20 protein-coding genes are annotated in these 26,006 nt (G+C 72.0%); 8 read left to right on the top strand and 12 right to left on the bottom strand.

The window, feature by feature from the left end; all coding sequences use genetic code 11:
* Positions 1 to 94 precede the first annotated feature (94 nt).
* The 3 genes from ACFOW4_RS18855 to ACFOW4_RS18845 all read right to left on the bottom strand — a co-directional run bounded on the left by ACFOW4_RS18855 (position 95) and on the right by ACFOW4_RS18845 (position 5,758).
* Positions 95 to 2,113: a hypothetical protein gene (locus ACFOW4_RS18855; protein ID WP_377529449.1), complete on the bottom strand. Its 2,019-nt coding sequence runs from the start codon at positions 2,111 to 2,113 to the stop codon at positions 95 to 97.
* Positions 2,113 to 3,879, bottom strand: coding sequence for a hypothetical protein (locus ACFOW4_RS18850; RefSeq protein WP_377529446.1), 1,767 nt, complete (start codon positions 3,877 to 3,879; stop codon positions 2,113 to 2,115). Before ACFOW4_RS18850 ends, ACFOW4_RS18855 begins: the two co-directional genes overlap by 1 nt.
* An 85-nt stretch (positions 3,880 to 3,964) precedes the next feature.
* Positions 3,965 to 5,758, bottom strand: a complete 1,794-nt coding sequence (locus ACFOW4_RS18845) for an ABC transporter ATP-binding protein (protein ID WP_377529445.1) — start codon at positions 5,756 to 5,758, stop codon at positions 3,965 to 3,967.
* Between the two features lie 80 nt (positions 5,759 to 5,838).
* Here ACFOW4_RS18845 and ACFOW4_RS18840 point away from each other — a divergent pair, with 80 nt between their 5' ends.
* Positions 5,839 to 6,276, top strand: a complete 438-nt coding sequence (locus tag ACFOW4_RS18840) for a MarR family winged helix-turn-helix transcriptional regulator (RefSeq protein WP_377529443.1) — start codon at positions 5,839 to 5,841, stop codon at positions 6,274 to 6,276.
* Between the two features lie 245 nt (positions 6,277 to 6,521).
* On the top strand, positions 6,522 to 8,306 hold the full coding sequence (locus ACFOW4_RS18835) for an N-acetylglutaminylglutamine amidotransferase (RefSeq protein WP_377529442.1): 1,785 nt from the start codon (positions 6,522 to 6,524) through the stop codon (positions 8,304 to 8,306).
* A gap of 32 nt (positions 8,307 to 8,338) precedes the next feature.
* On the opposite strand, the gene ACFOW4_RS18830 is transcribed toward ACFOW4_RS18835, so the two are convergent.
* From ACFOW4_RS18830 to ACFOW4_RS18805, 6 genes are all read right to left on the bottom strand, one after another.
* The gene (locus tag ACFOW4_RS18830) at positions 8,339 to 9,469 is read right to left on the bottom strand and encodes a glutamate--cysteine ligase (RefSeq protein ID WP_377529440.1); all 1,131 of its coding nucleotides are present in this window, start codon (positions 9,467 to 9,469) and stop codon (positions 8,339 to 8,341) included.
* Between the two features lie 150 nt (positions 9,470 to 9,619).
* Positions 9,620 to 10,828, bottom strand: a complete 1,209-nt coding sequence (locus ACFOW4_RS18825) for an RNA polymerase sigma factor (protein ID WP_377529439.1) — start codon at positions 10,826 to 10,828, stop codon at positions 9,620 to 9,622.
* 3 nt (positions 10,829 to 10,831) lie between these two features.
* On the bottom strand, positions 10,832 to 11,185 hold the full coding sequence (locus ACFOW4_RS18820) for a YciI family protein (RefSeq protein WP_377529437.1): 354 nt from the start codon (positions 11,183 to 11,185) through the stop codon (positions 10,832 to 10,834).
* Between the two features lie 357 nt (positions 11,186 to 11,542).
* On the bottom strand, positions 11,543 to 12,187 hold the full coding sequence (locus ACFOW4_RS18815; RefSeq protein WP_377529435.1) for a hypothetical protein: 645 nt from the start codon (positions 12,185 to 12,187) through the stop codon (positions 11,543 to 11,545).
* A gap of 116 nt (positions 12,188 to 12,303) precedes the next feature.
* Positions 12,304 to 12,783: a DUF6114 domain-containing protein gene (locus tag ACFOW4_RS18810; RefSeq protein WP_377529433.1), complete on the bottom strand. Its 480-nt coding sequence runs from the start codon at positions 12,781 to 12,783 to the stop codon at positions 12,304 to 12,306.
* 59 nt (positions 12,784 to 12,842) lie between these two features.
* Complete coding sequence (locus tag ACFOW4_RS18805) at positions 12,843 to 13,454, bottom strand: DUF6230 family protein (RefSeq protein ID WP_377529432.1); 612 nt, start codon at positions 13,452 to 13,454, stop codon at positions 12,843 to 12,845.
* A gap of 518 nt (positions 13,455 to 13,972) precedes the next feature.
* Here ACFOW4_RS18805 and ACFOW4_RS18800 point away from each other — a divergent pair.
* The 6 genes from ACFOW4_RS18800 to ACFOW4_RS18775 all read left to right on the top strand — a co-directional run bounded on the left by ACFOW4_RS18800 (position 13,973) and on the right by ACFOW4_RS18775 (position 22,034).
* Positions 13,973 to 15,853: a gamma-glutamyltransferase family protein gene (locus ACFOW4_RS18800; RefSeq protein ID WP_377529430.1), complete on the top strand. Its 1,881-nt coding sequence runs from the start codon at positions 13,973 to 13,975 to the stop codon at positions 15,851 to 15,853.
* A gap of 233 nt (positions 15,854 to 16,086) precedes the next feature.
* A complete protein-coding gene (locus ACFOW4_RS18795; protein WP_377529429.1) occupies positions 16,087 to 18,276 on the top strand; it encodes a HAMP domain-containing protein in 2,190 nt (729 codons plus the stop codon).
* 1 nt (position 18,277) lies between these two features.
* Positions 18,278 to 19,519, top strand: a complete 1,242-nt coding sequence (pgsB, locus tag ACFOW4_RS18790; protein ID WP_377529427.1) for a poly-gamma-glutamate synthase PgsB — start codon at positions 18,278 to 18,280, stop codon at positions 19,517 to 19,519.
* Positions 19,516 to 20,004, top strand: a complete 489-nt coding sequence (locus tag ACFOW4_RS18785) for a poly-gamma-glutamate biosynthesis protein PgsC/CapC (protein ID WP_377529425.1) — start codon at positions 19,516 to 19,518, stop codon at positions 20,002 to 20,004. The genes pgsB and ACFOW4_RS18785 overlap by 4 nt, the downstream gene beginning before the upstream one ends.
* A 37-nt stretch (positions 20,005 to 20,041) precedes the next feature.
* The gene (locus ACFOW4_RS18780) at positions 20,042 to 21,097 is read left to right on the top strand and encodes a C40 family peptidase (protein WP_377529424.1); all 1,056 of its coding nucleotides are present in this window, start codon (positions 20,042 to 20,044) and stop codon (positions 21,095 to 21,097) included.
* 286 nt (positions 21,098 to 21,383) lie between these two features.
* Positions 21,384 to 22,034 carry a C39 family peptidase gene (locus ACFOW4_RS18775; RefSeq protein WP_377529421.1) on the top strand — a complete coding sequence of 217 codons (651 nt, stop codon included), beginning with the start codon at positions 21,384 to 21,386 and terminating at the stop codon, positions 22,032 to 22,034.
* 116 nt (positions 22,035 to 22,150) lie between these two features.
* Here the strand turns inward: ACFOW4_RS18775 and ACFOW4_RS18770 are convergent, their stop codons facing one another.
* Genes ACFOW4_RS18770 through ACFOW4_RS18760 form a run of 3 tightly spaced genes read right to left on the bottom strand, consistent with a single transcriptional unit; the run spans position 22,151 to position 25,967 of the window.
* Positions 22,151 to 24,628, bottom strand: coding sequence for an FtsX-like permease family protein (locus tag ACFOW4_RS18770; RefSeq protein ID WP_377529420.1), 2,478 nt, complete (start codon positions 24,626 to 24,628; stop codon positions 22,151 to 22,153).
* Positions 24,625 to 25,350, bottom strand: a complete 726-nt coding sequence (locus ACFOW4_RS18765) for an ABC transporter ATP-binding protein (RefSeq protein WP_377529418.1) — start codon at positions 25,348 to 25,350, stop codon at positions 24,625 to 24,627. The genes ACFOW4_RS18770 and ACFOW4_RS18765 overlap by 4 nt, the downstream gene beginning before the upstream one ends.
* The gene (locus tag ACFOW4_RS18760) at positions 25,347 to 25,967 is read right to left on the bottom strand and encodes a PadR family transcriptional regulator (protein ID WP_377529416.1); all 621 of its coding nucleotides are present in this window, start codon (positions 25,965 to 25,967) and stop codon (positions 25,347 to 25,349) included. The genes ACFOW4_RS18765 and ACFOW4_RS18760 overlap by 4 nt, the downstream gene beginning before the upstream one ends.
* Positions 25,968 to 26,006: the final 39 nt, after the last annotated feature.

The raw sequence follows: 26,006 nt of genomic DNA, 5'->3' as shown, positions 1-26,006 counted from the left end.
CCAGCAGGACCCGCTTCCACACTCGACGGTGCACCCCGATGATTGTGATCGTTCTCGGCGTTGCCGGTGACCCCGTGAGCCGGCGGGCGCTCGGTCAGGGCGTCTGGTAGAAGTTCACCAGCACGTCGAACGTGAGCTTGTCCAGCAGCGCCTCCCGGACCACGTCGACGTCGACCCCGGCCTTTGCGATGGTCCCCGCCTCCTTGTCGAACGCCTCCAGGAACATCACCTTGAACTCCTCGGCGAGCGCCTCGTAACCCTGTGGGTCGAGAAGCCACACCAGTTCATCGAGCGTCGGATCGCCGCCGGTGGCGTGCCGGACGAGATCCTTGCGCATCTGTACGAGGAGCTTCGCCCGGCGCTCCGGGTCCAGCACGCCGCTCGGGTACGTCTTGATCTCCGCCTCCAGCTTCACCACCAGCCGGCGCACCACCCGGCCGTTGGCCACGGTCGCCTGGATCTCGTACGCCACGATGTCGACGACCCGGCGCAGCTCGCCGACCTCGAACCGGAGCCAGGTGCCGGGGTTGGTGTCGAGGATGCTCTTCGCCGCCATGAGCGCGCCGGCCGCGCCGGTGGTCCGACCGCCGCCGGAGAAGAACTCCGAGATGACGGTCGTCAGCCCTCCGTCGGAGTACTGGATGCGTTGTCCCACCGCGCCGAGCAGGTCCACCAGGAGTTTCACGGTGTCCTCCAGCCCCTCCTCGGCCAGGAACTCAGCCCAGGTGAACTGCGAGTACGGGCCTCCGCCGCGTACCGGAGAGTGCGGCGGATGCTGGGAGAGCAGCAGCAGACCCCGGTACTGCTGGTCGGTGTACCCGTCTACGGTGGCCAGCACCTTGGCCAGGGTGGCGGCAGCGCCGTCCAGATCGGATTCGATCAGGTCGCGCAGGTCCTCGAACAGCTCCGGGGTGCGCTCGCGCGCCATCAGCCGGGTGAACTGCCCGAGTGCGTCCCCGCCGATCTCGTCGAGCAGCGGCTGGAAATAGCGCAGCGCGTCGCCGGCCCGGTCTTCGATCAGCCGGACCAGCTTCCGGGCACCGTCCGTGGGCGGCAGCGCTGGTTTCATCTTCTCCACGAGGACGAGCGCGCTGGCTACCCGCGGACCGCCCTTGGCCGCCATGCTCAGTGGTGACGCGCCGGTGGCGACCAGGACGGCCTCCAGGAAGGCCGGGCCGATCAGCCGGCCGAGCAGATAGAGGAACGGCACGCCGGTCTCGGCGTCGTGCAGCTTGCCCAGTGGCTCGGTGACGAGGCCGGCCAGCCCGCGCCCGAGATCCTCGGCCAACTGGACCGCGCCGGCCTGCCAGGCCGACCAGAGCACGTACGTCAGCAGCGCGATCAGGACCGGGCCGGAGGAGAGCAGCAGCACCAGGGCGACCAGGCCGACGAGGTCGCCGACCACGGACTCGACGATGCCCACCACCATGCCGGCCTGGACCACGGTGGTGGCGATCAGCGCGTGCTCGAGCATGCTGGCGGAGAACTTGTCGTAGATCTCCGCGTAGAAGCCGGCGCTGAGCAGCCCGGCCCCGGTCAGCTCGTCGGTCATGCCGCCGGCGAAAGACTCCAGCGCCGCCCACGCCACCTGCAGCTCGGTCGGATACTCGGTGATCGGCGGAAGGGCGGGCCCGTACTCGTCCAGCAACGCGGTGGCGACGTCGGCGAGCACCGGCGCGAGCAGGCCGAACGGCGCCAGGCCCAGCGCCAGCGCACCGGCCTCGGACCAGAGCCGGCCGGACATCGCCTGGTCGCTGAGCTCGGTGGCCAGTTCCACGATCTGGTCCCAGACCGATTGCAGCACCGCGGCCAACGCCACCGGGTCGGGCGACAGTCCGGTACGCAGCGCGGTCAGCAGCGGTGACAGGTCGGGCCGGGCCGCGGCGACATCGCGCAGCGTGCGGGCGATCGGGTCGGCGAGGTCGTCGACGCTGATCCGAGCGGCGTGGTCCAGCGCGCCCGGGGGCAGCGACGCGGGTGGCCGCAGTGCGCCCGGGGCGGTCACGTCGACTCCGGGCGCGGGTGGCGCGGTGACGTCGGCGACCTGGACCGGCCCGCTGACCGCGGCGGGCGCGGTGACCAGCGTGTCGGCGGCCCGGACGCTCGCGGCCATCAGGTGCTCGGCGTGGACGACGCCGGGCTCGGGGACACCGGACCGGCCGGTGGGAAGACGCTGGCGTACCGGTCGGCCTGCTCGGTCGAGCCCGTGCCCACCACCTGCTGCGCCAGGCGCTCGCGGCTGTTGGCCAGTTCGGCGGCCTCGTTGGCGATGCGCCGCTCGCGCAGCGCCTCGTCCTGCAGGTCACTGTTGTACCGGTCCAGCGCGAGGGCCTGCCCCAGCACGGCCTCCACGATGATGCCCTCGGTCCGCATCACGTTCTTCTGCACCGACAGGATCACGCCGGGCACGGTGAACGAGGTGCCGGTGACCGCGTCCCGGTACTCGCTGACGCGCTCCCGGTTGAACTGCCAGACGGTGGTGACCGACCCGTCCCGCTCCGGGTACCGGCTGCGCTTGAGCGCGTCGGTGACCGGCTCGCCGCGCCAGTCCGCCAGGGTACGCAGCGAGTGCAGGATCTCATCGCGTACCTCGGTCTTCTTCGCCTCGTCGTCGACCATCACCTCGTCGAGCAGGGCGTCGAGTTCGGGTAGGGTGCGCTCCCGCTTCGACTCGGCGAAGTTGTTGAAGAAGGCCACCCGCACGTCCACCAGGTGCAGGAACGTGACGAATTCCTGGTTCATCTGCCGGAAGACGTAGTTGAGCGGCGCGGACAGGTTGATGTTGGCGATCTCCCGGGTGATCGAGGTTTCCTCGCCGACCTCGGTGGACACCTCGGAGCTGGTGTTGACCTGGACGTCGCGTTTGGACGAGGCGCTGGCGGCGTGCGTCTCGGTGGCCGAGGAGACGTTCTTGGCGAACTCCTGGCGGGAGGAGTTGGTCGAGCCGGCTACCCCGCCGGACACCTTGACCGAGCCGAAGCCCCAGCTCGCCGACGCCTCCGCCTCGGCGTTGTACTCGAAGCTCTTGGCGTAGTCGCTCTGGTCGGACTGTTCGGACTGCACCGCCGTCTCGAAGTCGGTGGCGCTCTCCTCCGAGAAGGAGTCGAGGATGCTGGACGCCTCGGCCTGGGTGCTGCTCGACCGGGTGTACGTCTTGACGCTGGCGGTGGTCCGCTCACCGGGCAGCAGCGTCGTGGTCTGCACCACCCGACCCGCCCCGTACGCGCCCAGGTAGGTGGAGAGCCGGTACTCCTCCACCAGCATCAGCCGGGGCTCGGGCGCCGCGGGCTGCGGCACGAAGACCGGGACCTGGTTGCCCCACAGGTCGGTGTAGACGGCGACGCTCATCCCGGCCTGGATGTGACCGGCGATCTCCCAGACGCTGTCGTCCGCCGGGGCGTCACCGCCGGAGCCACCAGAGCCAGCACCGGAGCCACCACCGGAATGGCCGGGTTCGTCCTCCACCGGGATGTCGGGCTCGTCCACCTCGCCGGTCTGCGGGTTCCACTGCTTGGCGCTGCCGAGGCTGCGGATGCGCGCACCGGTCCGGCGGACCCGGGCGGCGCCGGAGAGCGCGTGGCCACCGCCCTGGGCGAGCGGGAACACGCGCGGGTCGAGGTAGCCGGTGGTCAGCGAGTCCTGCACGATGCCGACCACCTCGCCGAGCGGTCGGCCGGCGAGGACCTCCCGGTCGGGTGCCTGCGTAACGGCTGAGGTGAAGTAGCTGGCGTCGAAGGGCAGGTCGATGAAGTTCCGACCGGGGTACGCGGTCGGCTCGGGCACGTTGTAGCTCAGGACGGTGGCCTGCCCACCGGTCTCCAGGGCCACCAGTGGGGCGCGGTCCCGCTCACTGGCCGGGCCGCTCACATCAACCTGCAACTATTCATGTCGAGGACGCTAACGCCGCCTGACCTGCGACTCAGTCGGATCGTGGACAACCCGGTCCGGGACATCGGACAACCGGTCAGGCGGCCAGGGTGGCGTATCGGCCGGAGCGCGCCAGCAGGCTGTCGTGGGTGCCGGCCTCGACGATGCGGCCGTGGTCGAGCACCGCGATCTGGTCGGCGTCGCGGACGGTGGAGAGCCGGTGCGCGATGGTGATGGTGGTTCGCCCCTGGGCGAGCACGTCGAACGCCCGCTGCACGGCCCGCTCGGTTTCGGTGTCCAGCGCGCTGGTCGCCTCGTCGAGGACCAGGATGCGTGGGTTGCGCAGCAGGGTGCGGGCGATGGCCAGCCGCTGCTTCTCGCCGCCGGAGAACCGGTGACCCCGCGAGCCGACCATGGTGTCGTACCCGTCGGGCAGGTTGGCGATCAGGTCGTGGATCTGCGCGGCGCGGGCGGCGTCCTCGATCTCCGCGTCGGTGGCGTCCGGGCGGGCGTAGCGCAGGTTCTCCCGGACGGTGGTGTGCAGCAGGTAGGTCTCCTGGCTGACCACGCCGACGATGGCGGCGAGGTCGGCCAGGCGCAGGTCGCGCAGGTCGACGCCGTCGACGGTGATCCGGCCGCTGATCGGGTCGTGCAGTCGGCTGAACAGTCCGGCGAGGGTGCTCTTGCCGGAGCCGGTCTCGCCGACCAGCGCGAGGCTGGTGCCGGCGGGCACGTCGAGGCTGATCCCGGCGAGCGCGGCGGTGTCGCTGCCCGGGTAGCTGAAGGTGACGTCCTCCAGGCGCAGGTCGCCGCGGACGCGGCGGGGGTCGACGCGTACGGGTTCGGCGGGGTCGGCGACGTCGACCGGCAGGTCAAGGTATTCGAAGATCCGGGCGAACAGCGCCAGCGAGGCGGTCAGCGAGACGCCCACGTTGAGCAGGCCCATCAGGGGCCGGAACAGGCCGTTCTGCAGGGCGGTGAAGGCGACCAGGGTGCCGATGCTCAGCGTGCCGGCGGTGCCGGGCAGGCCGGCGCTGAGGTAGATGACGGCCGGTACGGCGGCGAAGATGATGCTCATCGAGGCCATCCGCCAGCGGCCGGCGAGCTCACTGCGCAGTTCCAGGTCGACCAGGCGGGCCGAGGAGGTGGTGAAGCGCTCCACCAGGGTGGGGCCGGTGCCGAGGGTCTTGGCCAGTTGCACGCCGCTGATCGACAGGCCCTCCTCGATGGTGACGTTGAGGTCGGCGAGTTCGCGTTGGCGCTGCGCGGTGACCTCGCGGCGCATCCGGGCGACCCGGCGGGTCAGCCAGATCGCCGGCGGCAGCACCACCAGGGAGACCAGGGAGAGCTGCCAGGAGAGCGCGACCATGGCCACGACGGTGGCGACCACGGTGGTCAGGTTGGACGCCACGGAGGTGGCGGTGGACGTGACCACCGACTGCATGCCGCCGATGTCGTTGGTGATGCGCGACTGCACCTCGCCGGTGCGGGTGCGGGTGAAGAAGCCCAGCGACTGGCGCTGGAGGTGGCTGAAGACGTCGGTGCGCAGCCGGTGCATGATCTGCTGCCCGACCCGGGTGGAGATCCAGGTCTGCACCACACCGAGCACGGAGGTCACCGCGGCCACCGCGACCATGCCGAGGACCAGCCAGACCAGCAGGGTCAGGTCGGCCTGCGGCAGGGCCTGGTCGATCACGGCGCGGAGCAGGAACGGGGTGGCCATCGCGATGATCGAGGAGGCCACGATGATCGCGGTGACGACGGCCAGGGCGGCGCGGTGGCCGGTGAAGAGCCGGCCGATGCGGCGCAGCGACACCTGGCTGGCCTGCGCCTTCTCGGCGGCGCTGACCGTGCGGGGGCCGCGGTCGCGGCGGGTGGGGGTGGGTTCCAAGGGGTACTGCCTCTCGGTCGGGATATGCTGAGGTTACCTCATCATGAGGGAACAACCGTATCCCCTGCTACCGTATTCCGGTGACCGAGCACACGAGCACCAGCGACGACGACGGCGGCGAGGGCCTGGCCGAGACGTTCTGGGCGGTTGCCGGCCGGCTGCGCCGGCAGGCGCGGGAGTCGTTGGAGCCGTGGGACGTCACGCCGAGCCAGTCGCGGGCGCTCGGCGTACTGGCCCGGCACGGGCTGGTGCGCCCCGGCACGCTCGCCGAGCACCTGCGCATCGCGCCCCGCTCGGCCACCGAGGTGATCGACGACCTGCAGGCCCGGGGGCTCGTCGAGCGCCGGCCCGACCCGGCCGATCGCCGCGCCACCTTGGTCGCGCTGACCGAGGAGGGTACGCGGGTCAGCGCCGCCATCCGGGCCGCCCGGCGCGCCGAGGCGGACCGCTTCTTCGGCCACCTCGACCCCAACGACCGCGATCAGCTCGCCCGCATCATGCGCACCCTGCTCGGCTGAGGTGTAAGGAGGGGCCCCCTGTTAACGCCTGGCTGTTAGTAGGGGGTCCCTGCTCTACCACAGGCGTTAACAGGGGGCCCTTCCTTACACGTCGGCGGGCGGGCGGGCCGCCGGGCGGCGTTTGCGCACCTGACCGCCGGGTAGCCGAGCCGCCCGTCCGATGGGCGGGACCGAACTCGACAGCTGGTCGGGAACTGGAGGGGTGCGGTGCGTCTGCTGTCCGGATCACGGCCTGGGCGCGGCTGATGTGCGGTATCAGCGGCGAGGCCCGCTTCGACGGGTCGCCGCCCGACGCCGAGGCGGTCACCCGGATGACCGAGGCGATGCTCTCGCGCGGCCCGGACGGCGAGGGGCTGTGGACCGCCGGCTGGGTGACCCTGGGACACCGCCGGCTGACCATCATCGACCTCTCCGACGCGGGCGGCCAACCCATGGTGCGCGAGGACCTGGGCCTGGGGCTGGTCTTCAACGGCTGCATCTACAACTACCCGGAGCTGCGCGAGGAGCTGCGGCACGCGGGGTACGACTTCCACTCCACCAGCGACACCGAGGTGATCCTGGTGGCGTACGCGCACTGGGGGGAACGGTTCGTCGACCACCTGGTCGGGATGTTCGCCATCGGCCTGGTGGACCGGGGCCGCCGCCGGCTGGTGCTGGCCCGCGACCGGCTCGGCATCAAGCCGCTCTACCTCGCCGAGACCCCGGGGCGCCTGCGCTTCGCCTCCACCCTGCCCGCGCTGCTGCGCGCCGGCGACGTGGACACCGACATCGACCCGGTGGCGCTGCACCACTACCTGTCCTGGCACTCGATCGTGCCCGCGCCGCGCACCGTGCTGCGGGGCGTCCGCAAGCTGCCGCCGGCCACCCTGCGGGTGATTGAGGCGGACGGTCGCAGCCGGGACGAGGTGTACTGGCAGCCCGACTACGTCCGGGAACCCGCCGACGAGGGGATGGACGCCGCCGACTGGCGGGCCGCCGTCGGGGACGCGCTCCGCACCGCCGTACGGCGGCGGCTGGTCGCCGACGTGCCGGTGGGCGTGCTGCTCTCCGGCGGGCTGGACTCCAGCCTCATCGTGGCGCTGCTCGCCGAGGCCGGTCAGCGGCACCTGCAGACCTTCAGCATCGGCTTCGACAGCCGCGGCGGCGAGTCCGGCGACGAGTTCCACTACTCCGACCTGGTCGCCCGCGCGTACGGCACCGACCACCACCGGATCCGGCTGGCGAACGACGACCTCGTGCCGGCGGTGCGCAGCGCCGTGCTGGCCATGGCCGAGCCGATGGGCAGCCACGACGTCGTCGCCTTCCACCAGCTCTCCGAGCAGGTCGCCCGGCACGTCAAGGTGGCACAGTCCGGGCAGGGCGCCGACGAGGTGTTCGCCGGCTACGGCTACCACCAGCCGCTCACCGGCGCGCCCCGGCACGGTGCGGAGGAGACGTTCGCCGCCGCGTTCTTCGACCGCGACCACGGCGAGCTGTGCCAGCTCGTGGGCCCCGAGTACGCGCTGGAGGACGACGCCAGCCGCGACCTGCTCGCCGCGCACCTGGCCGCGCCCGGCGCGCAGACCGCGCTGGACGCGGTGCTGCGTCTGGACACCCACCTGATGCTGCCCGACGACCCGGTCAAACGGGTGGACAACATGAGCATGGCCTGGGGGCTGGAGGTGCGTACGCCCTTCCTCGACCAGGACCTGGTCACCCTCGCGGCGCACTGCCCGCCGGAACACAAGGTGGCCCAGGGCGGCAAGGGGGTGCTCAAGGAGGTGGCCCGGGAGGTGCTGCCGACCGAGGTGATCGACCGCCCGAAGGGCTACTTCCCGGTGCCGGCGCTGCGCAACGTCGACGGGCCGGTCCGCGAACTGGTCGCCGAGGCGTTGCAGGCGCCGGCCGCGCGGGAGCGCGGGCTGTTCCGCCCGGAGTACGTGGCGGAGCTGCTCGCCGAGCCGGACCGGGCGCAGGCGGCGGCCGGCAGCAACAAGCTGTGGCAGCTCGGGCTGCTCGAACTTTGGCTCCAGTCGCACGACATCCGTTGAAGCCGGGCCCGGCCGGCGCGGCTGCGGGAGGCTCAGCCGGCGCGGCTGCGGGCGGCCAGGTCGTCGAGGACGGCGTGGACGTCGCCGGTGCGCTCCAGGATCCGCCGTTGCCGGGTGGCGCCGGTGCCCTCGTCGCGCAGCCGGTCGAGCTGCGTCCGCACGTACTCCAGGTCACCGTGCCGGGCCAGCGCCGGGGTGACGGTCGCGAACAGCTCGTTGACGAGCACCCAGGCCGGCCGGGTACCGCCGCGGCGCAGGTCGATCAGCTCGCCGTCGAGACCGTCGTGGGCGGCCCGCCAGTGCGCCGCCGAGACCAGGCAGTCCCGGATGGCCGGGGCGAGCACGCCGACGCGCACGTCGTCGGCGAGGGTGGCGACCAGGGCCCGCGACAGCGCGGCGACCAGCACCGCGTCGTCCACCTCCGGGCAGACGTCACCCACCCGAACCTCCACCGTGGGGTACGCGGCGGACGGCCGGGCGTACCAGTAGACCATCGCCGCGTCCAGCATGATGCCGGCGGCGATCAGCTCGTCGACCGTCCGGTCGTAGTCGGCGGCGGATTCGAAGTGCGGGGTGGGCCCGATGCTGGGCCAGCGTTCCAGTTGCATGGAACGCCAGCTGGCGTGGCCGGTGTCGCGCCCGTCGTGCAGCGGCGAGTTGGTGGTGAGCGCCTGCACCACCGGCAGCCACACCCGCAGGTGGTTGCAGACCTGCACGGCCAGTTCCCGGTCCGGCAGCCCGACGTGCACGTGGCAGCCGCAGACGGCCGGGTCGTGCGCCACCGGCCCGTACCGGCGGGACATCGCGTGGTAGCGCGGTTTGTCCGGCACCGATCGGTGCGGCTCGGCGATGGGGGTGGCCCCGATCGCCACCAGCCGGGCGCCGGCCGCCGCGGCGGCCTCGGCGGCGGAGCGGCGCAGCGCCACCAGGTTGTCGCGCAGCTCGGTCAGGTCGGCGCAGACGGGGGTGACCATCTCGACCATGCTGTGCCGGAACTCCTGGCGGCTCTGCTCCCGGGCCGGCCCGCGCAGGGTGGTCAGCACCTGGTCGGCCACCGCCAGGTTCTCCCCGGTGTCCGGGTCGAGCAGCAGGTACTCCTCCTCGACCCCCAGGGTGAGAACGCCGAGGTCGGGCACGGCGGCGGTTGCCGGACGGTACGTCATGGCCATCTCCGTCCGTTCCTCGGTCGCGGGCGGGATGCCGCAACGCGGGTGCCTGGCGTTCCCGTCGCGGTCCGCCGGCAAACGCCGCTCTGTTCCGACCTCGTGCGGCAGGCGCCGGGACCGCCGGGCTGCGAAGCGGCGTCACACCGGTCAGGGCGGCGAGACGGCCGTCGCGCGGCCGGTGAGGAAGGCCCGTTCGGTCGCGTTGTCCGTCCGCGCGGCGGCCGTCCGGTACGCGACGGCGGCCGCACCGCTGCGGCTCAGCCGGGCCAGCAGGTCGGCACGGACCGCGTGCCACACGTGGTAGCCGTCGAGGTCGAGCCGGTCGACCGCGGCCAGCGCCACCTCCGGGCCGGCCACCTCGGCGAGCGCGACCGCCCGGTTCAGCGCCACCACCGGGCCGGGGGCGAGCACCAGCAGGTGGTCGTACAGCTGGAGGATCTGGTGCCAGTCGGTGTCGGCGGCGCGCGCCGCGGCGCTGTGCACGGCGGCGATCGCGGCCTGGATCTGGTACGGGCCCGGCCGGTTACGGCGCAGGCAGCGCCTCACCAGCGCCTGCCCCTCGGCGACCAGGACCGTGTCCCACCGGTCGCGGTCCTGGTGGGGCAGGGGTACGAGTTCGCCGTCGTCGGCGGTGCGGGCGGCCCGGCGGGCCTCGGTGAGCAGCATCAGCGCGAGCAGGCCGAGCGCCTCCGGCTCGTCCGGCATCAGCTCGACCAGCAGCCGGGCGAGCCGGATGGCCTCGGCGCAGAGTTCCGTGCGGACCAGCCGCTCCCCCGCGCTGGCCGTGTACCCCTCGTTGAAGACGAGGTAGAGCACCGCGAGTACGGCGTCCAGCCGGTCGGGCAGGTCGGCGTCGCGCGGCACCCGGTAGGGGATGCCGGCGTCGCGGATCTTCGACTTGGCGCGGACCAGGCGCTGCGCCATGGTCGGCTCCGGCACCAGGAAGGCGCGGGCGATCTCGGCGGTGCTCAACCCGCCGAGCAGGCGCAGGGTCAGCGCGACCCGGGCCGCCGGTGCCAGCGCCGGGTGGCAGCAGGTGAAGATCAGGCGTAACCGGTCGTCGCGCACCGGTCCCTCCTCGGCGGGTGCGTCAGCGGCGTACAGCAGGGCCGCCTGGGCGTGCCGGTCGGACCGGGACGCCTCCCGGCGCAGCCGGTCGACGGCGCGGTTCCGGGCGGTGGTGATGATCCAGCCGGCCGGGCTCGGTGGTGGGCCGGTCCGCGGCCAGCGGGCCACGGCGATGGCGAACGCCTCCTGGACAGCCTCCTCGGCGAGGTCGATGTCGCAGAGGAGGCGGACCAGGACGGCGACCGCGCGGCCGTACTCCGCGCGGAACACCGCCTCCACGTCGGGCACCGCTCAGACTCCGCCACCCTGGAAGGGACGGACCTCGATGGGCAGCGTGGTGGCCAGCGCGTAGCGGCGACCCCAGTCCAGGGCCACGTCCAGGTCCGGCACGTCGATGATCATGAGGCCGCCCACATGCTCCTTGCCCTCGACGTACGGCCCGTCGGTGACGAGCACGTCACCGTCGCGGGGACGCAGCACGGTGGCCGTCTCCGGCCCGTACAGGCCCTGCCCGAAGACCCACGATCCGGAGGCCACCAGCTCGTCGCGGAACTCGGCGAGCTGGCGCATCACCCCGGTCAGGAACTCCGGGTCCGGCGGCTGGTCGCCCACGGGCTGCTGGATGCTAAGCAGGTACTGCGCCATCGGTTCCTCCTCGCGGATCGGCCGGCCCGTCGCCGACCTCTCATCCTCTACACGTTCGGCCGGCGCCCGGATCGACAGGCCGCCGGAAAAGACTCGCCGGGGTCGGCGCCGGGCGGGTTCGCGCGGCGCGCGACGACCCACGGGGTGGCCCGGCGGTACGCCGGGTGACGCCCGGGCGGGCAGCGGGTGCGGGCTGCGGTGTCGCACGGTCCCGGGCCGGCGCGATGGTGTAGAAAGCGGGTCGTGGCCGACGGCATCCGGGTGGTCGTGGTCGGCGGCCGGTTAACGAGGCGCGGTGCTGGCCGAGGAGCGGGCATCGGCCGAGGTGCTCGCCGCGCTCCGACGGCGTCCTCGCGGTCAGCTCGGCGTGAGCTTCAGCGTCGACCGCGCGGTCAGTGTGTCGCTGTCGACGAAGACCATGTCGATCGCCGGCTCGGTGAGCGTGATCGGGGCGGCGGACGCGAGCGGGACGCCGTCCGGCAACGGCAGGTCCGGGGCGAGGGTGATCGTGTCGTCGAGCAGCTTTCCGACCAGTCTGGTGGCATAGAGGGCGACGTTTCCGCTGAGCGTCAGCTCGCCGGTGCGCAGGTGCGGCGTCCGGCCCGCCGGGGCGGGCACGTCCAGCCGGAGATCGTCGGTGACCGCGCGGTCCAGTTTGAACTTCAACGTGGTGACCGTGCCATCCACCGTGGGCAGTTGCACGACCCCCTCGACGCGGAGCCCGGTCAGCGTCATCCGCGACCCGGTCCAGTGTGACGGCGTGGCCGCCACCACCGGCTGTCCCGGCTCAGGAGGGACCAGGTGCAACGGCTTTCTGGCCGCGTCGCCGCCGGTGGGGGTCCGCGTCGGTCCCGCGGTGCGGTCGCTGGTCGGACAGGTGGGTCCGTCCAGCCTGGGGGTCCCGGGAGCAGACGCCCGGGCCGGGCCGGGCGCCGCCAGGGCGACGGCGGCGGAGAGGCCCAGCAGGACCGTGACGATCCGCGGGTCGGCGTGCCAGGGCACCGGCTCGGTCGCCTTCGGCCGCCCGGACCGCGGACCACCATGGCGCGCATCGCACACCCCGTACCCCGCGGACGCCGGTCGCGGCCCATCCGGCCCGGTGCCGTCCCGGCCGGACATCAACTCGTCGAGGAGCGCCGGTCACCCGCGCTCGGCGGCGTGCGGGCGGGGTCCCCGGCCTGCTCGTCATCCGACCGGACGATCAGGTGGTCGTCCGGCATCCAGCCGAAGCCGAGGGCGCTGCCGAACGCGCCCAGCAGCAGCCCGAGGAAGAAGCCACCGAGGTTGACCCCGATCAGCGAGAAGAGCGCGGCCACGGCCGCGACCACCGCGTAGAGGATCCGGTGTTGCGGTTTGAACCACGTCAGCAGGCCGCAGGTCACCAGGATGGCGGGAATCAACCAGGACAGGAAGCCGGTCGGCCCCAACTGGAAGGCCAGCGCGCCGAGCGACATCTGGGTGGTGCCGAAGATCTCCAGACCGGCCAGTGCGGTGAGCAGGCCACCCCAGAACGGACGGGTCCGCCGCCAGAATCGGAAACCGCCCAGCGTGTCGCGGAACCGGGTGGACCCGGCAGTGTGCGGTTCAGCGGTCGCCACGCATGGCCTCCTGCCGGAAAGGAAAGGGCTGCGCGCCCCGCGGACTCGGCTGGTCCAGCTCAGAAGCATTCCTTCGCGGCGGCGCCCACGTTGACCTTGAGCCGCAGACCCGTCAGGTTGAACGTCCCGGCCTGGGTGGAGCGGGCCACCTGACGAAGGTTCTTGATCGTCACGGCGTCGGCCTGCTGGCCGAAGCCCTTACGGGCGCCCCGTGCACCGTCCGGGCCGCCTTCCAGGGTCGACGCGTCCTGCCCGATGTTGACGTTCTTGAACGTCACGTCACCCTCGAGCGACTCGACGTCGATCAGGAGGTCGCTGGCCGTGGCGGGTCTGCCACCGCCGCCGGCGGTGATGGTGAGCACCACGGGCATGCCGGGCGTCTTCGCCGACTGACAGAGGTCGTAGAGCCGCGCCTCGCGGATGCCGGTGACCGCGACCGGGTGCTCCGTGCCGTCCACCTCGCGGGCGACGCCGCCGTACTGGACGAAGCCGGTGCCCTGCAGCTCCGACGCGGACACCTTGAACGTCTGACCGGAGACGGCGAACGAGGCCGCGACGGCGCCGTTGGCCATGCCGAGCACGATGGCGCCCGCGACCACCGCCATCGGCACCAGCAGGGCGGCGGAGCGCCGCCATCGGGTACGACCCGGGTTGTCGAACCGTTGCTGCACGATTCCTCCTCGGGGTGGACGTCGCGCCGGTTCCGGACAGATGTGACGGTTCGAACCGCGGGTCGTCACCGTCGCCCATTCAGGACGACCGGGAGACCGTGCGCGGGCAGATCACAGCGCCCTCTTTTTCCGACGCTAACACGGCGCGGCGCCCACCTATCTGTTCATTGTCGGTCGACGATATCCGCGCGAGAACGGCACCGGACGGTGCGGACAAAGACGCTGATCGGGACGCCCCAGCCGCATTCCCTTTAGGCCGACAGATTCGTCGTGAACAGCGAACATAATGCCGCCGGGGCCGTCGAACTCCGCGCGCCACCCCCGACACGGCAGCCCCGAGGGCCACGACTTTTCGTGATCTCCTGCGCCGTCATCCCAGCGCCGAACATGATGCCGATGTCGGGTCTGCCGGCCCCACCGACGCTGCGTTCCCACGGAATCCGACCGCGTGCCGGCCCCTACGAGCAACGCAGGTCGAGCATGACGCACCCGTTTCCACATCGAACCGGAGTTGTCATATGCACGCACGTAAGCTGCGTTTCCTGGCTGTCGCTGTGGTACTGGCGCTCGGGTTGACGGTCCTGGTGAACGAGCCGGGGAACACGCGGGCCGCGCCGGCGGACCCCTGCGCGAATCTCACCGCCGGGCGGGATTCGGACGCGGTCGGAAAGAAGTTCATGGTGGCGACGGCCAACCCGCTCGCGACCCAGGCCGGCTGCCGGATCCTGGCCAGGGGCGGCAACGCCGCCGATGCCGCGGTGGCGGTCCAGGCCGTTCTCGCCGTGGTGGAGCCGCACGCCTCCGGTCTGGCGGGTGGCACGATCATCAACTACTGGGATCCGGACAAACGCACGGTGCGGCTCTTCGACGGAATGGCCATAGCGCCGAAGACCGTGACGCAGAACCTGATGAGCCCCAGCGCGGAGGAGAGCAGAAAGCTCAACGTCGACCGCTTTCCGTGGGACGTGTCGGGGACCGGGCGCGCCTTCGGCGTTCCCGGGACACTGAGAGTGCTCGACGAGGTGCACGACGTGTACGGCACCCTCGCCTGGAACAAACTCTTCGACGACGCCATCCGGTTGGCCGCCAATGGCTTTCCGATGTCCGAGTCCCTCAGCAGCGGTCTCGACGAGCGCTTCAACGGCCGTAAGCGGTGCAACTATCCCGACCTGCGGCCCCGGTACTGCAACGGCGACCGACCCAAGTCGCCGGGGACGATGCTGAAGAACCCGGACATCGCGCAGGTGCTGCGCGAGGTCCGCGACGGCGGCGCGGACGCGTTCTACGACCCGAACGGCACGATCGCGCCCGCGATCGCCCAGCACGCGGCGAAGGGCCCGATCAAGCTCAAGGGCAACACGGCGGGCCCGGTGGTGGTCCCCAGTCTCATGACGGCGAACGACTTCGCCGACTACCGGGCCATCGAGCGCGACCCGCTCTGTCGCAACGTCTTCGGCGTGAAGGTGTGCACGTCCGCACCGGCGGCGTTCGGCGGGGTGACGGTCCTGGAGATGCTCGGCATGCTCGAACGTGGCCAGGTGGCCAAGACGAAACCGGGTTCGGGCGAACGGCTGCATCTCTCGGTCGAGGTCAGCCGGCTGGCGAACTTCGACCGCCGGGCGTACGTGGGCGACCCGAAGTTCCACGACGTGCCCGTGGACGGGTTGCTCGACAAGGGCTACCTCGACCGGCGCTTCTCGCTCTTCGACGCGGACAAGGCGATCAACCCGGTCACGGCGGGGGATCCTCCGGGTGTCGTCGCTCCCGCCGCACCTCCGAAGGACGGCGTCCCCAGCACGGTGGACGTGGGCGACCCGACGAGCCACGTCAGCATCGTGGACTCGGACGGCAACGCCATGGCCATGACCACGACCAACAACACCCACTTCGGATCGCACCTGGAAGCGCGGGGAATGATCCTCAACAACGCGCTGAACAACTTCACCGACACGTCGTCCGTCTCGCCAGGCAAGCCGGTGAACGTCCTGCAGTCGCAGAAGCGGCCCACCGCCTCGATGGCGCCCACCATCGTGCTGGACCCGGACGGCCGGAAGTTGCGGCTGGTGGTCGGCGCCGCCGGCGGCTCCCACATCCCCGACTACGTCGTCCAGGCACTGGTGGGCGTGGTGGTGGACGGGATGACCCCGGCCAAGGCACTCGACCAGGGGCACTTCAGCGGGCAGGACATCACCCGCAACTGCGGCAGGAACGTGGGCCCGCCCTCCGAACTCGAGGCGGACCGGGGAGTGGCCACCCGCCTCGCCGACTTCGTGACGCTCCAGCACCCCTGCCCGAGGCTCGTGGCACTGGACAGCGGCCTCACCGCGATCCAGGTCCGTGGCAAGCAACTCCTCGGCGCGGCGGACCGCCGCAGGGACGGCACCGCGGCCGGGGGCTGACGCCCCGCCCGCGGCCGGCCTCGCGCTCGGTTCATCTGGGTGGGGTGAGGCCGCCTCACCCCACCCGGTTCGACCATGGAGATGGGTCCTGCCACGCCACATCTCCTCGGAAGGAAGGGGTGGCCATGACGAGCGAGAACAGAGGCGACGAGTCCGCACCGGACCGAAACGCAGGGCGGGGGCGGTTCCGCGCAAGCGCTCCAGTGCCGGGCCCCACCCCACCCCCGGAACAGGTGGTCCCCTGGCGGCGCCGGGCGCTCGACCAGCAGCTGCCGGCCGCCGGGTTCCCCGCCGGATCCAACAAGCCGTCACTGGTCTACCTCTGGGCGACCATGGTGCTGGCTGCCGCCATCGTGCTCGGTTTCGCCGTCAACAACCAACGAGGTGTGCCCCCGGCGGTCGTCGAGTCGCAGCGCGACAACGTGGCCAAGGTCGCCTCCAGCATGCGGCTGACCATCAACCACTCCGTCGAGGACCTCGACCAGCGGATCGCCGGCCGGTCCCCGACGACGCCGGATCCCGAACTGCTGAAACAGGTGGTGGCCAACGGGACGGAATGGACCGGCGCCACGATCGTGGAGACGGCCACCCGCCGACCGTTGGCGACGGCTGGCTCCGGCGTACCCCTGGAGCTGCTGCCGCCGGCGCTGCCGGCGAAGGACACCTTCCCGATCACCACGCCCAACGGGCCGGCGCTGGTCCGCAGCCTCGCCCTGGACCCCTCGCGGACCCTGCTCGCGACGCAACCGCTCGACATGGACGAGCTGCGGCTCAACCCCAAGGCCCGGCAGGGCGTCTTCGTCATCACGCCGGACGGCAAGAGCACCCTGATGCAGGGCGTCAGCGCCGTACCCGAGGTGCACCTGCCCGTGGTCTTCCAGGGGCTGGGTGGGTCGACGTCGAACGAGGGTCACCCGATCCGGGTGACCGAGTGGGTGAACAGGCAGCTGGTGGTCTCCTCCGCCCCGGTCGGGGAGACCGGCGCGACGGTCGCCACCCTCATCGTGGCCGACGAGACCGGCGGCACGTCCACGCTGCAGGGTTTCGTGCTGGGCCTGAGCCTGCTCGCGCTGGCCGTACCCAGCTTCCTGCTGATGCGGATGTCGCTCGTCGGCCCGGTGCGGTCGCTGCTCAAGCAGGCCAAGGACAACGCCTGCGGCGCCGTACCGACCAAGCGGTATCCGCTGCGGGTCGCGGAGGCGCACCGCATCGCCCGGGCACTGGCCCTCACGTCCGGGGACCGCTCGCCACCCGCCGCCCGCCGGTGGCGATGGCGATGGCGGCCGACCGTGGTCCAGGGGATGGCCCTGGCGACCGTGGTCGCGCTGCTGTGGCCGGCGGCAGCCGTGGGGTACACGCTGCGCGAGCCCGAGGCGCCCCTGCCCGACCAGCTCGTCAGTGACGAGGAGAGCAAGGCGGAGGCGGCGAGCACCGTGCTGGGGAAGATCCTCAACAACGGTCTGCAGACGGTCACCCGTACCTCCCAGGCCGCCGAGGCGACGGATCCGAGCCAGATGAAACCGGCCCTCGAGCAGGAGTTGGCGGACAAGAACCGGTTCCGCGCCTTCTACCTGATGGACCCCGGCGGGTCCGTGCTGAGTTCGGCGGGTCGTGAACCGCTGCGCAAGGAGCCGCTGCGCGGCGAGACCGGAATCGCGCTGGACGGCGAGACCACCCGCGTCCCGGTGGTGTACGCGTTCCGGGTGGCGGACAACGGTGTCGCCACCGTCGGCGAGTTCGACATCGACTATCTGCTGGACGTCCTGCGCTCGGTGGACGGACAGGCCCGGATCGTGGACGAGGATCTGCGCACGGTGTTCGACTCGGAGGGGTTCCGCGCCTTCGAGGCGTTGCAGGGCAACGCCCGGGTCGCCGCCAGCGAGGCGCTCAAGGGCGGCACCGTGGGCATGGCGGAGACACCCGACGGGGAGCCGGCGCTCGTCGCCGCCGCCGGTCTGAACAAGCCCAACACCGTCACGCCGCTGAAGTGGTCGATCGTGGTGGAGCAGGATCTGGCCGGGTTGCGGCTGCCCGAGAGCGACGGGCGGCGGTGGACCCTGCTGGTCGCCGGCGCCGTGACGGGCGTCGTGCTGCTGGCGCAGATGTGGCAGTACTACGTGTTCGCCCGGCCGCTGCGTCGACTCGCCACCGCGGCCGACCGGATCAGCGACGGGTCGGTCGAGGAGCCGATCTCGCCGCAACGGCACGACGACATCGGGGCGTTGGCCATGTGCCTGGAAATCTGCCGCCAGGTTCGGCACACCGGCTCCGACCGCCTGGGCGGTGCCAGTCGGCTGCGCGGCACGGAGGAGGACCGCACCGTGGTGCTTCCCGAGGTCCCGCCGTCCGACGCCGACGCGCCGGCGCCGCCAGCCACCGGCCGAGCCGACGATCAGACCGATGATCGGGAAGGTAGAGGTTGACGTGACATACCTGTATATCGTCCTCGTTCTCTGCTGTTCGGCCCTGCTCGTCGCCGGGGTCGTCGAGCAGCGCAACCACTACCGGAACCTGGACAGGATCCCGGACCGGGTGCTGGTCAACGGCATCCGGGGCAAGAGCTCGATCACCCGGCTCTGCGCCGGCGCCCTGCGCGGCGGCGGCCGGCTGGTGGTGGGGAAGACCACCGGAACCGCCGCCCGGTTCATCTTCCCGGACGCCAGCGAGGAACCGGTGCACCGCAAGTTCGGCATCGCGAACGTGGCCGAGCAGATCGGCATCGTCCGCCGGGCCGCCATGTACCACCCGGACGTCCTGGTGATGGAGTGCATGGCGGTGATGCCGGCGTTGCAGGAGATCAACCAGAGCAAGCTGATCCGCTCCAACATCGGAGTGCTCTGCAACGTCCGCGAGGACCACCTCATGGAGATGGGGCCGACCCTGGACGACGTCGCCCGGTCGCTGAGCCGGTCGATGCCGCACGGAGGCGTCTGCGTCACCGCCGAACGGGAACGGCTGGCGATCCTGCAGGAGGAGGCGGACCGGCGCGACTGCCGCCTCGTCCCGGTCGATCCGGAGTCGGTGACCGACCAGGAGATGGAGGGCTTCGGCTGGATCACCTTCAAGGAGAACGTCGCCATCGCGCTGGCCGTCGCCGAACTGCTGGGCGTCGACCGGCGCAGTGCCCTGAAGGGCATGTGGGAGGCGCCCGCGGACCCGGGTGTGCTCTCCGTGGCGCGGGTGATGCACGGGACGAAGCGGTTCCGGTTCGCCAACATCTTCGCCGCGAACGATCCCGAGTCCACCTTCATGAACATCGAGCAACTGGAGAGCCAGCACCTGATCACGCGTCCGCTCACAATGGTGATCAACTGCCGACCCGACCGGATCGAACGCAACGGTCAGATGGGCGAGTTGAGCGGCCGGGTACGCCCGGAGAACATCGTCCTCATCGGCGAGGTGACCAAGAGCGCACGCACGTCCGTCCCGGCGGAACTGCAGGACCGGATCGTCGACCTCGGCGGCAAGCCCGACCCGGCCGGCCTGCTGGAGAGCGTGACGGCGGCGACACCGAACGACTCCTCGATCGTCGCGGTGGGGAACATCCACGGCCAGGGCGAGGTGCTGGTCCACCAACTGGCGAGCCTGCCGGGCTGGAGCTGCGACGACGGTTCACCGTCGGCCGCCACCCTGCGTACGCCGACCGGAGAAAGGATCCAACGATGACCACCTTCGGCGGAGAATTCAGCGCTCAGCTCGCGACCGCCAGCCTCGGCATCGGACTGGTGTTCGCGTTGCTGTGCTACCTGACCACCAACCTCTCGCCCGGCGGAATGATCACGCCGGGCTGGATCGCGTTGACGCTGATCGAGGACCAGCTGCAGGCCGTGGTCGTGCTGGGGGCGACGATCCTCACCTTCCTCATCGCCAAACTGATCCAGCGGGTGGTCATCCTCTACGGAAAGCGGCTCTTCGCGGCGATCGTGCTGGTCAGCGTTCTCCTGCAGCTGACCCTGTTCCTCATCGTCCAGCGCGACCTGCCGCTGCTGTTCGCCCATCAGACACTGGGATTCGTCATCCCGGGGCTCATCGCGTACCAGCTCGTGCGTCAACCGCCGAAGGCCACCATCCTGGCGACCCTCGTGGTCACCGCGATCACGTTCGGTATCGCCTTCAGCGGTGTCGTCGCCGGTTTCGTCCCGGTGACGTGAGCGCCCAGAAGCCCCCGTCGTGAAGGGAGAAGCGGGCATGAAGTTCCGGAAGTACCTCCCCAGGCCGACCGTGCTGCTGACCATCGCCGGATTCGTGCTGCTGATCGCCGCCAGCACGCTGACCTACGTGGTGGTGCGGCCGTCGCCGGCCGACCAGCCGGTGCTGACCCTGGGTGGCGCGAAGGCGTCCGGTGACGACCAGCCTCGCGGTGCCTCCGGCTACATCTACCAGCGGCTGGCCAAACCGGACCGTACCGAGATCACCGACTCCTCCGGCCACCCCGTGGCCGTCATGACCGACGGCGCGCGGACCGCGCACCTCTACGGCCCCTCCCGGACGTTCGAGGAACCGGAGTTCACCGACGCGAAGATCGAGACCGACATGTGGGTCCGGCTCGCGCCGCAGACCTGGCACGCGGGTGCCGAGCGGGAACTCTGGTTCACCGAATGGCTCTCCGCGGCGCGGGCGGACCGCTCACCGGACGTGCTGGCTATCGCCTTCGAGTACGTCGCCGGAGCGCCGGTGAAGAGGGACAACCAGGGGCAGCAGTACTCGGGTGACGCCTCGTTCGGGCCTCCCGACCCGAACGATCCCGAGGGCCGTGCGGAGCGCTCCGACTTCTACGACTACCTGGGCCTGCCGTGGTCCTTCGCGGACGGCAAGGCCGTGCTGCCGGATCCGAGCCGCTCACTGGCCCTGGACTGCTCCGGCTACCTGCGGATGGTGTACGGCCATCGGCTCAACTATCCCCTGCGGGGCACCAACACCCCCGGGGAGGGTCTGCCGCGCCGGGCGTACGCGATGGCACAGTTCGGGCCGGGGGTCCAGTTGATGCCCAACTCCGGCCAGCGTGCCCGAGGGATGGAACGGCTGCTCCCCGGTGACCTGGTGTTCTTCAACGCCCAGCCGGTGCCCAGCGGTCAGATCGACCACTCGGGCATCTACCTGGGCGTCGACGACGGCGGACACCACCGGTTCATCTCCAGCCGGTCCCAGACGGACGGTCCGACCATGGGCGACCTCTCCGGCGCGCCACTGCTCGACGGTATCGGCTACTGGCCGGACCGGTGGCTCACCGCCCGCCGGCTCTGAGCCGCCCGCCAAGCGTCCCCAGGGCCCCGACGTGGGCCGCGATGGCCGTCCACCTGTGATGTCTCCGCATCGCAGGTGGGCGGCCCTCACGTGTGCCCAGGAAGGGACGTTCGCGTCGACACCCACCGGCGCCGGCGACGGTGGGACCCCGGGAGGGGGCTCATCCTCCTCCTATCCGGGCCCGCCGGCAGCGTTATCCGAAAACTGGCTCGGGTAATCGGTGGGCGACGGCCCGGGAAGCGAACGCGGGTGCGACCCGGGAAGCCGATCCGAGGGGAGCGTCACCATGAACCCGATTGTCCGCAGGAGCGCGCTGTCGGTTGCTGGTTTCTTGATCACGAGTGGCTTTGCCGCCGGTCCCGCGATCGCGGCCGATCCGCCGCCGGTCACGGATCCGCCGGCCGCCACCGCGCAGCCGCCGCCCGCCGGGCGCGACGACGAGCATCTGCTCGACTACGACTACCAGCGGCAGAAGACCGAGTACTACTGCGCGCCGGCGGCGACCGCCATCGCCCTGTCCACCCAGGGCAAGTCCGTCAGCCAGCGCGAGGTCGCCAACAAGCTCGGTACCACCACGGCCGGCACCGAGTCGGTCGAGGACACGACGCGGGTGCTCAACGAGATGACCGGCGGCGGCTACGAGACCACGGAGATCCCCGGCGAGGAGGCACAGCCGCCACAGGTCCAGAAGCTGCGTACGGACGTGGTGGAGGCCCTTGACTCCAACCGTGCCGTGGTCGCCAACATCATGGGTACCGCCGAGGACACCGAGGGCAACACGTACTCGTACCTGGGCGGGCACTACCTCAGCATCGTCGGTTACGAGGACGGCGGTGAGAAGCTGAAGATCGCCGACCCGTACGACCGGAGCAAGGACTACTGGATGGACGACGAGGACGTCGCCGACTGGATCGCCGAGCGCGGCTACTCCAGCTGACGTCGCGCGTCACCACGGGCCGGGTTCCCCTAGCGGGAGCCCGGCCCGCGGGCTACGGATGGTTGCCCCTCGCCGCCCGGTCGGGGCGGCATCCAGGGAAGTCCCACCCGGGAGGATCAGTCCAGCAGGCGCCGGGAGAACGACGACGGCAGCCGACCGGCGAGCAGCCACCCGGCACCGGCGGCGAGCAACGGCAGCCCGCCGAGGATCGCGGCGAGGTGCACCAGCGGCACCGCGCCGAGCGGGTCCAGGTCGCGGTGCAGCGTACCGGCCAGCGCGAGATACGCGCCGCTGACGCCCAGCACGGCACCGAGCAGGGCGAGCGCTCCGGCCGTGGTCGCGGTCAGCGTCCGGCGTACCCGCCTCGGCGCCCCGGTCGCGGTCAGCGTGCGCAGGTCCGCCGCCGACTCCCCCCGGATCAGCCCCACGGTCGTCGCCAGCACCCCGAGTGCGAGCAGCGCGCCGGCAGCGGTCGCGCCGGTACGCAGCGCGGAAAGCGAACTCTGCTCCCGGCGCGACTCGATGGTGAGCCCGGCCGAGGCGGCCAGGTCCTGCGCGGTGGCCAGCTCCGCCGTGGTGAGGGCGTGGTCGGCCGTGAGGAACCAGCCGACCCGCGCCGGCTGCCAGCCGTGCCGGTCGAGGGCGGCGGGCGTGATGAGCGAGTCGGGCAGCCCGGTGTAGCCGGACCGGGGCAGGGCCCGAACCGTGGGCCGGACGCCACGGGCCGGGATGTTCACCAGTTCCTGCGCACCGGTGCGGGCGGTGAGCACGTCGGTCTGGGCGTCGACCGCCGTACCGGGCACCCCGTTCAGCCCGAGCAGCCCGGGGTTGACCACGTAGAGCGGATGCGAGGTGGTCGACTCACCGGCCACGGCCGGGGCACCGATTTCGACGGCCGGGTGGCCGGTCGGTCCCCCCTCGCGACCCGGATCGGTGTACGAGGTGACCACCGCCATGTCCAGCGGGATCACCGTGGACGCGCCGACGGTGGACGCGATGGTGTCGGCCCGGGCCTGGAGGGCGGCGAGTTCGGCCGCCGTGCGTTGCGGGATCACCGGATCGGCCGAGCCGATCCGGATCAGCAGCTGACTGTCCGCCAGGTTGCCCAGCCCGGCGGCCTCCCGGGCACGGTGCTCGGCGGCCACCGAGCCCACCACGATCGCCGCCGAGATGCCCACCGCGAGACTGATCGCGGCGAGCGCCGCACCGGCGCGGGCGCGGTAGCGGGCCAGGTCGGCCAGGGCCAGCCGGACGGCCACCGGCAGGCCGCCCCGGGCCGCCGCCAGGGCCGGGATGGTCAGCGGGCCGACGAGCAGGACCCCGAGCGCCGTGCCGACACTGCCGACGACGATGAGCAGCGGGTTCGACCCGTCGGAGAGCACCAGCGCGGCCAGGCCGACCGCGAGCAGCACGGCCGCGGCCACGGCGGTCCGGCGCGCCGGCGGCGGCGTCGGTGGCCGGGCCGACAGCGCGCTCATGACCGGGGTACGCGCCACCGCCCGTGCCGGCCACCAGGCCGCGACGGTCGCGGTCGCCACGGCCAGCAGCACTCCGGCACCGAGCATCGGCCAGGGCAGGTCGAACCGGTCGATGCGGTGCCCGGCGGCCGTCTCGACGAAGCCGGCGGCGACCAGCCAGGCGGTGACGCCGACGGACGTGCCGCCGACCGCGGCGACCGCCCCGACCGCCGCGCCGTTGACCAGCAGCACCAACCGCAGGTGTCGGCGGGTGGCGCCCATCGCCGCCAGCATGCCGAGCTGACGCAGTCGGCGGTGCGCCAGCACCACGAACCCGGCGGCGGCGACCAGGGACACCAGCAGCAGCCCCACGGTGGCCAGTGCCAGCGCGACGATGGTGAGCACGGTGCGCTCGGCCACCGGCCGGGACTCGCGTGCCAACGGGCCGTCGATGGTCTGCCGGAAGGCCTCCAGGGTGCTGCGGTCACCGGCGACCAGGACGGTCACCGACTGGGGCCGGTCGGCGTGCGCCGGGTCGGTGAGGGCGAACTCGTCGTGCAGGTCCGCCGGGTTCTCCACGATCCCGACGACCAGGCGGTCGGCGTCGCCCAGGCCGACCCGGGCGCCGAGCCCGGTACGTAGGAACCGCGCCACCCCGTCGGTCACCGCGATCTCGCCGGGCCCGAGCGGATAGCGGCCCTGGCCCAGGGCGAGCATCGGCCCGCCGTACGCCCCGGCGGGATCCTGGGCCCGCACGTCGACCGGGTCGAACCGCCCCGGCACCGGCACGTGCCGGTGGCCGACCACGTCGATCGTGCCGAACCACGCCCTGGCGGCGGCCACCTGGGCGTCCAGCGCGGCGGGGTCGTCACCGGGGATCCGGATGAGCTGGTCGGCGCTGCCGAAGGTGGCGTCGCTCGACGGGGCCGCGTTCCAGGTCGCCGCCACACCGAAGCTGGCGCCGGCGACCGCGACGGTGAGCAGGGCGATGGCCAGCACCTGCTGGCGCCACTCGCGGCGGAACAGCCGTACCGCCCAACGGATCACCGCACGCCGGGCCGGCAGGCCGCCGCCGGCTCGCCCGGGGTGGATTCGCTCCCGGTGCGGGCTCGCGGCTGTGGTCGGGGCGGGGGTCACGGCGCCGGGTCCGGGGAGAGCAGGGCGTCCGGGCCGGCCGACGGGGCGGTCTGGTCGACCACCCGGCCGTCGCGGATGAAGATCACCCGGTCGGCCCAGGAGGCCAGCTGCGCGTCGTGGGTGACCATCACCCCGGCGATCCCCCGCTTGCACGCCGAGCGGAGCATCCGCATGACGGCCTCGCCGTTGGCCGCGTCGAGGGCGCCGGTGGGCTCGTCGGCGAGCAGCAGGCGCCGCTCCCCCACCACCGCGCGGGCGATGGCGACCCGTTGTCGTTCCCCGCCGGACAGGTCGTCGGGGAAGTGACCGGCGCGGTCGGTGAGCCCGAGCTCGTCGAGCACCAGCAGGGCGGCGGCCCGCGCCCGACGGGCGGGCACGCCGTCGAGTTCCAGGGGCAGGGCCACGTTCTCGACGGCGGAGAGGCCGGCCAGCAGGTTCAGGTCCTGGAAGACGAAGCCGAGCGAGCGGCGACGCAGCCGGGCGGTGGCATCGGCGGAGAGCGTGGCCAGGTCGGACCCGCAGACCGTCACCTGACCGCCGGTCGGCTCCTCCAGGCTGCCGGCGATGGTCAGCAGGGTGCTCTTGCCCGAGCCGCTCGGGCCCATCACCGCGACGAGTTCACCGGCGGCGACGTCGAGGTCGACCGCGCGTAGCGCGTGTACGGCGGCGGGTCCGTCGCCGTACACCTTGGACACCTGTCGCAGGCTCAGCACCGCGCTCATCGCCGGGCCTCCGTCGGGCGGTTGCGGCTCGGTTCGTTCCGGTGGCCGACGGTCGGGCCGCTCGGCGCGGGATCCGGTGCGCGGGTGGCGTCGGCGGGCGTCGGCGGGTTGCTGCGCAGGCGGGCGTCCGCCGCGTCGAGCCAGCGCACGACCGCCTCCAGCCGGAACAGTTCGGCGTCGACGACGAGGCCGAGGCCGACGTCCTCGGGTGCCGCGTCGGCCTTGAGGTGCGTGTAGCGCTGCATCTCCTCGACGGTGCGCCGCCGGTGGGCCTGGAGGATCTCGTGCACGTCCACCCCGGGCAGCCGCGACGCCACCTGCACCTTCATCACCAGCTCGTCGCGGGGCGGCGGCCCGGCCTGCGGCGGGGTACGCAGCCAGCCGTGCAGCTCGCGTTCGCCGCCGGCGGTGAGCCGGTAGCGCTTCTGCGCGCCGTCGCGCCCGGCGTCGTCGGACTCGACGTGCCCCTCGCGCTCGAGGCGTTGCAGCGTGGTGTAGACCTGCCCGACGTTGAGCGGCCACACGTCGCCGGTGCGCGCCTCGAACTCCTGCCGGAGCTGGAGACCGTACTTCGGTGCCTCGGTGAGCAGCGCCAGCATGGCATGGCGGATGCTCATGAGCCGTCACCATCGGTTAACATACTCGGTATAATACAC

The sequence above is a fragment of the Micromonospora sp. GCM10011542 genome, assembly GCF_042650685.1.
In the GTDB taxonomy this organism is placed as follows: Bacteria; Actinomycetota; Actinomycetes; order Mycobacteriales; family Micromonosporaceae; genus Micromonospora.
This window is presented reverse-complemented; position numbering and strand designations above follow the sequence as displayed.

What these genes read in the sequence shown, in the direction of transcription:
- ACFOW4_RS18760 (WP_377529416.1), bottom strand. Translation starts at nt 25,967, where the DNA reads ATGAGCATCCGCCATGCCATGCTGGCGCTGCTCACCGAGGCACCGAAG.
- ACFOW4_RS18820 (WP_377529437.1), bottom strand. Translation starts at nt 11,185, where the DNA reads ATGGCGCAGTACCTGCTTAGCATCCAGCAGCCCGTGGGCGACCAGCCG.
- ACFOW4_RS18855 (WP_377529449.1), bottom strand. Translation starts at nt 2,113, where the DNA reads ATGGCCGCGAGCGTCCGGGCCGCCGACACGCTGGTCACCGCGCCCGCC.
- ACFOW4_RS18835 (WP_377529442.1), top strand. Translation starts at nt 6,522, where the DNA reads ATGTGCGGTATCAGCGGCGAGGCCCGCTTCGACGGGTCGCCGCCCGAC.
- ACFOW4_RS18780 (WP_377529424.1), top strand. Translation starts at nt 20,042, where the DNA reads ATGAAGTTCCGGAAGTACCTCCCCAGGCCGACCGTGCTGCTGACCATC.
- ACFOW4_RS18765 (WP_377529418.1), bottom strand. Translation starts at nt 25,350, where the DNA reads ATGAGCGCGGTGCTGAGCCTGCGACAGGTGTCCAAGGTGTACGGCGAC.
- ACFOW4_RS18785 (WP_377529425.1), top strand. Translation starts at nt 19,516, where the DNA reads ATGACCACCTTCGGCGGAGAATTCAGCGCTCAGCTCGCGACCGCCAGC.
- ACFOW4_RS18800 (WP_377529430.1), top strand. Translation starts at nt 13,973, where the DNA reads ATGCACGCACGTAAGCTGCGTTTCCTGGCTGTCGCTGTGGTACTGGCG.
- ACFOW4_RS18830 (WP_377529440.1), bottom strand. Translation starts at nt 9,469, where the DNA reads ATGACGTACCGTCCGGCAACCGCCGCCGTGCCCGACCTCGGCGTTCTC.
- ACFOW4_RS18775 (WP_377529421.1), top strand. Translation starts at nt 21,384, where the DNA reads ATGAACCCGATTGTCCGCAGGAGCGCGCTGTCGGTTGCTGGTTTCTTG.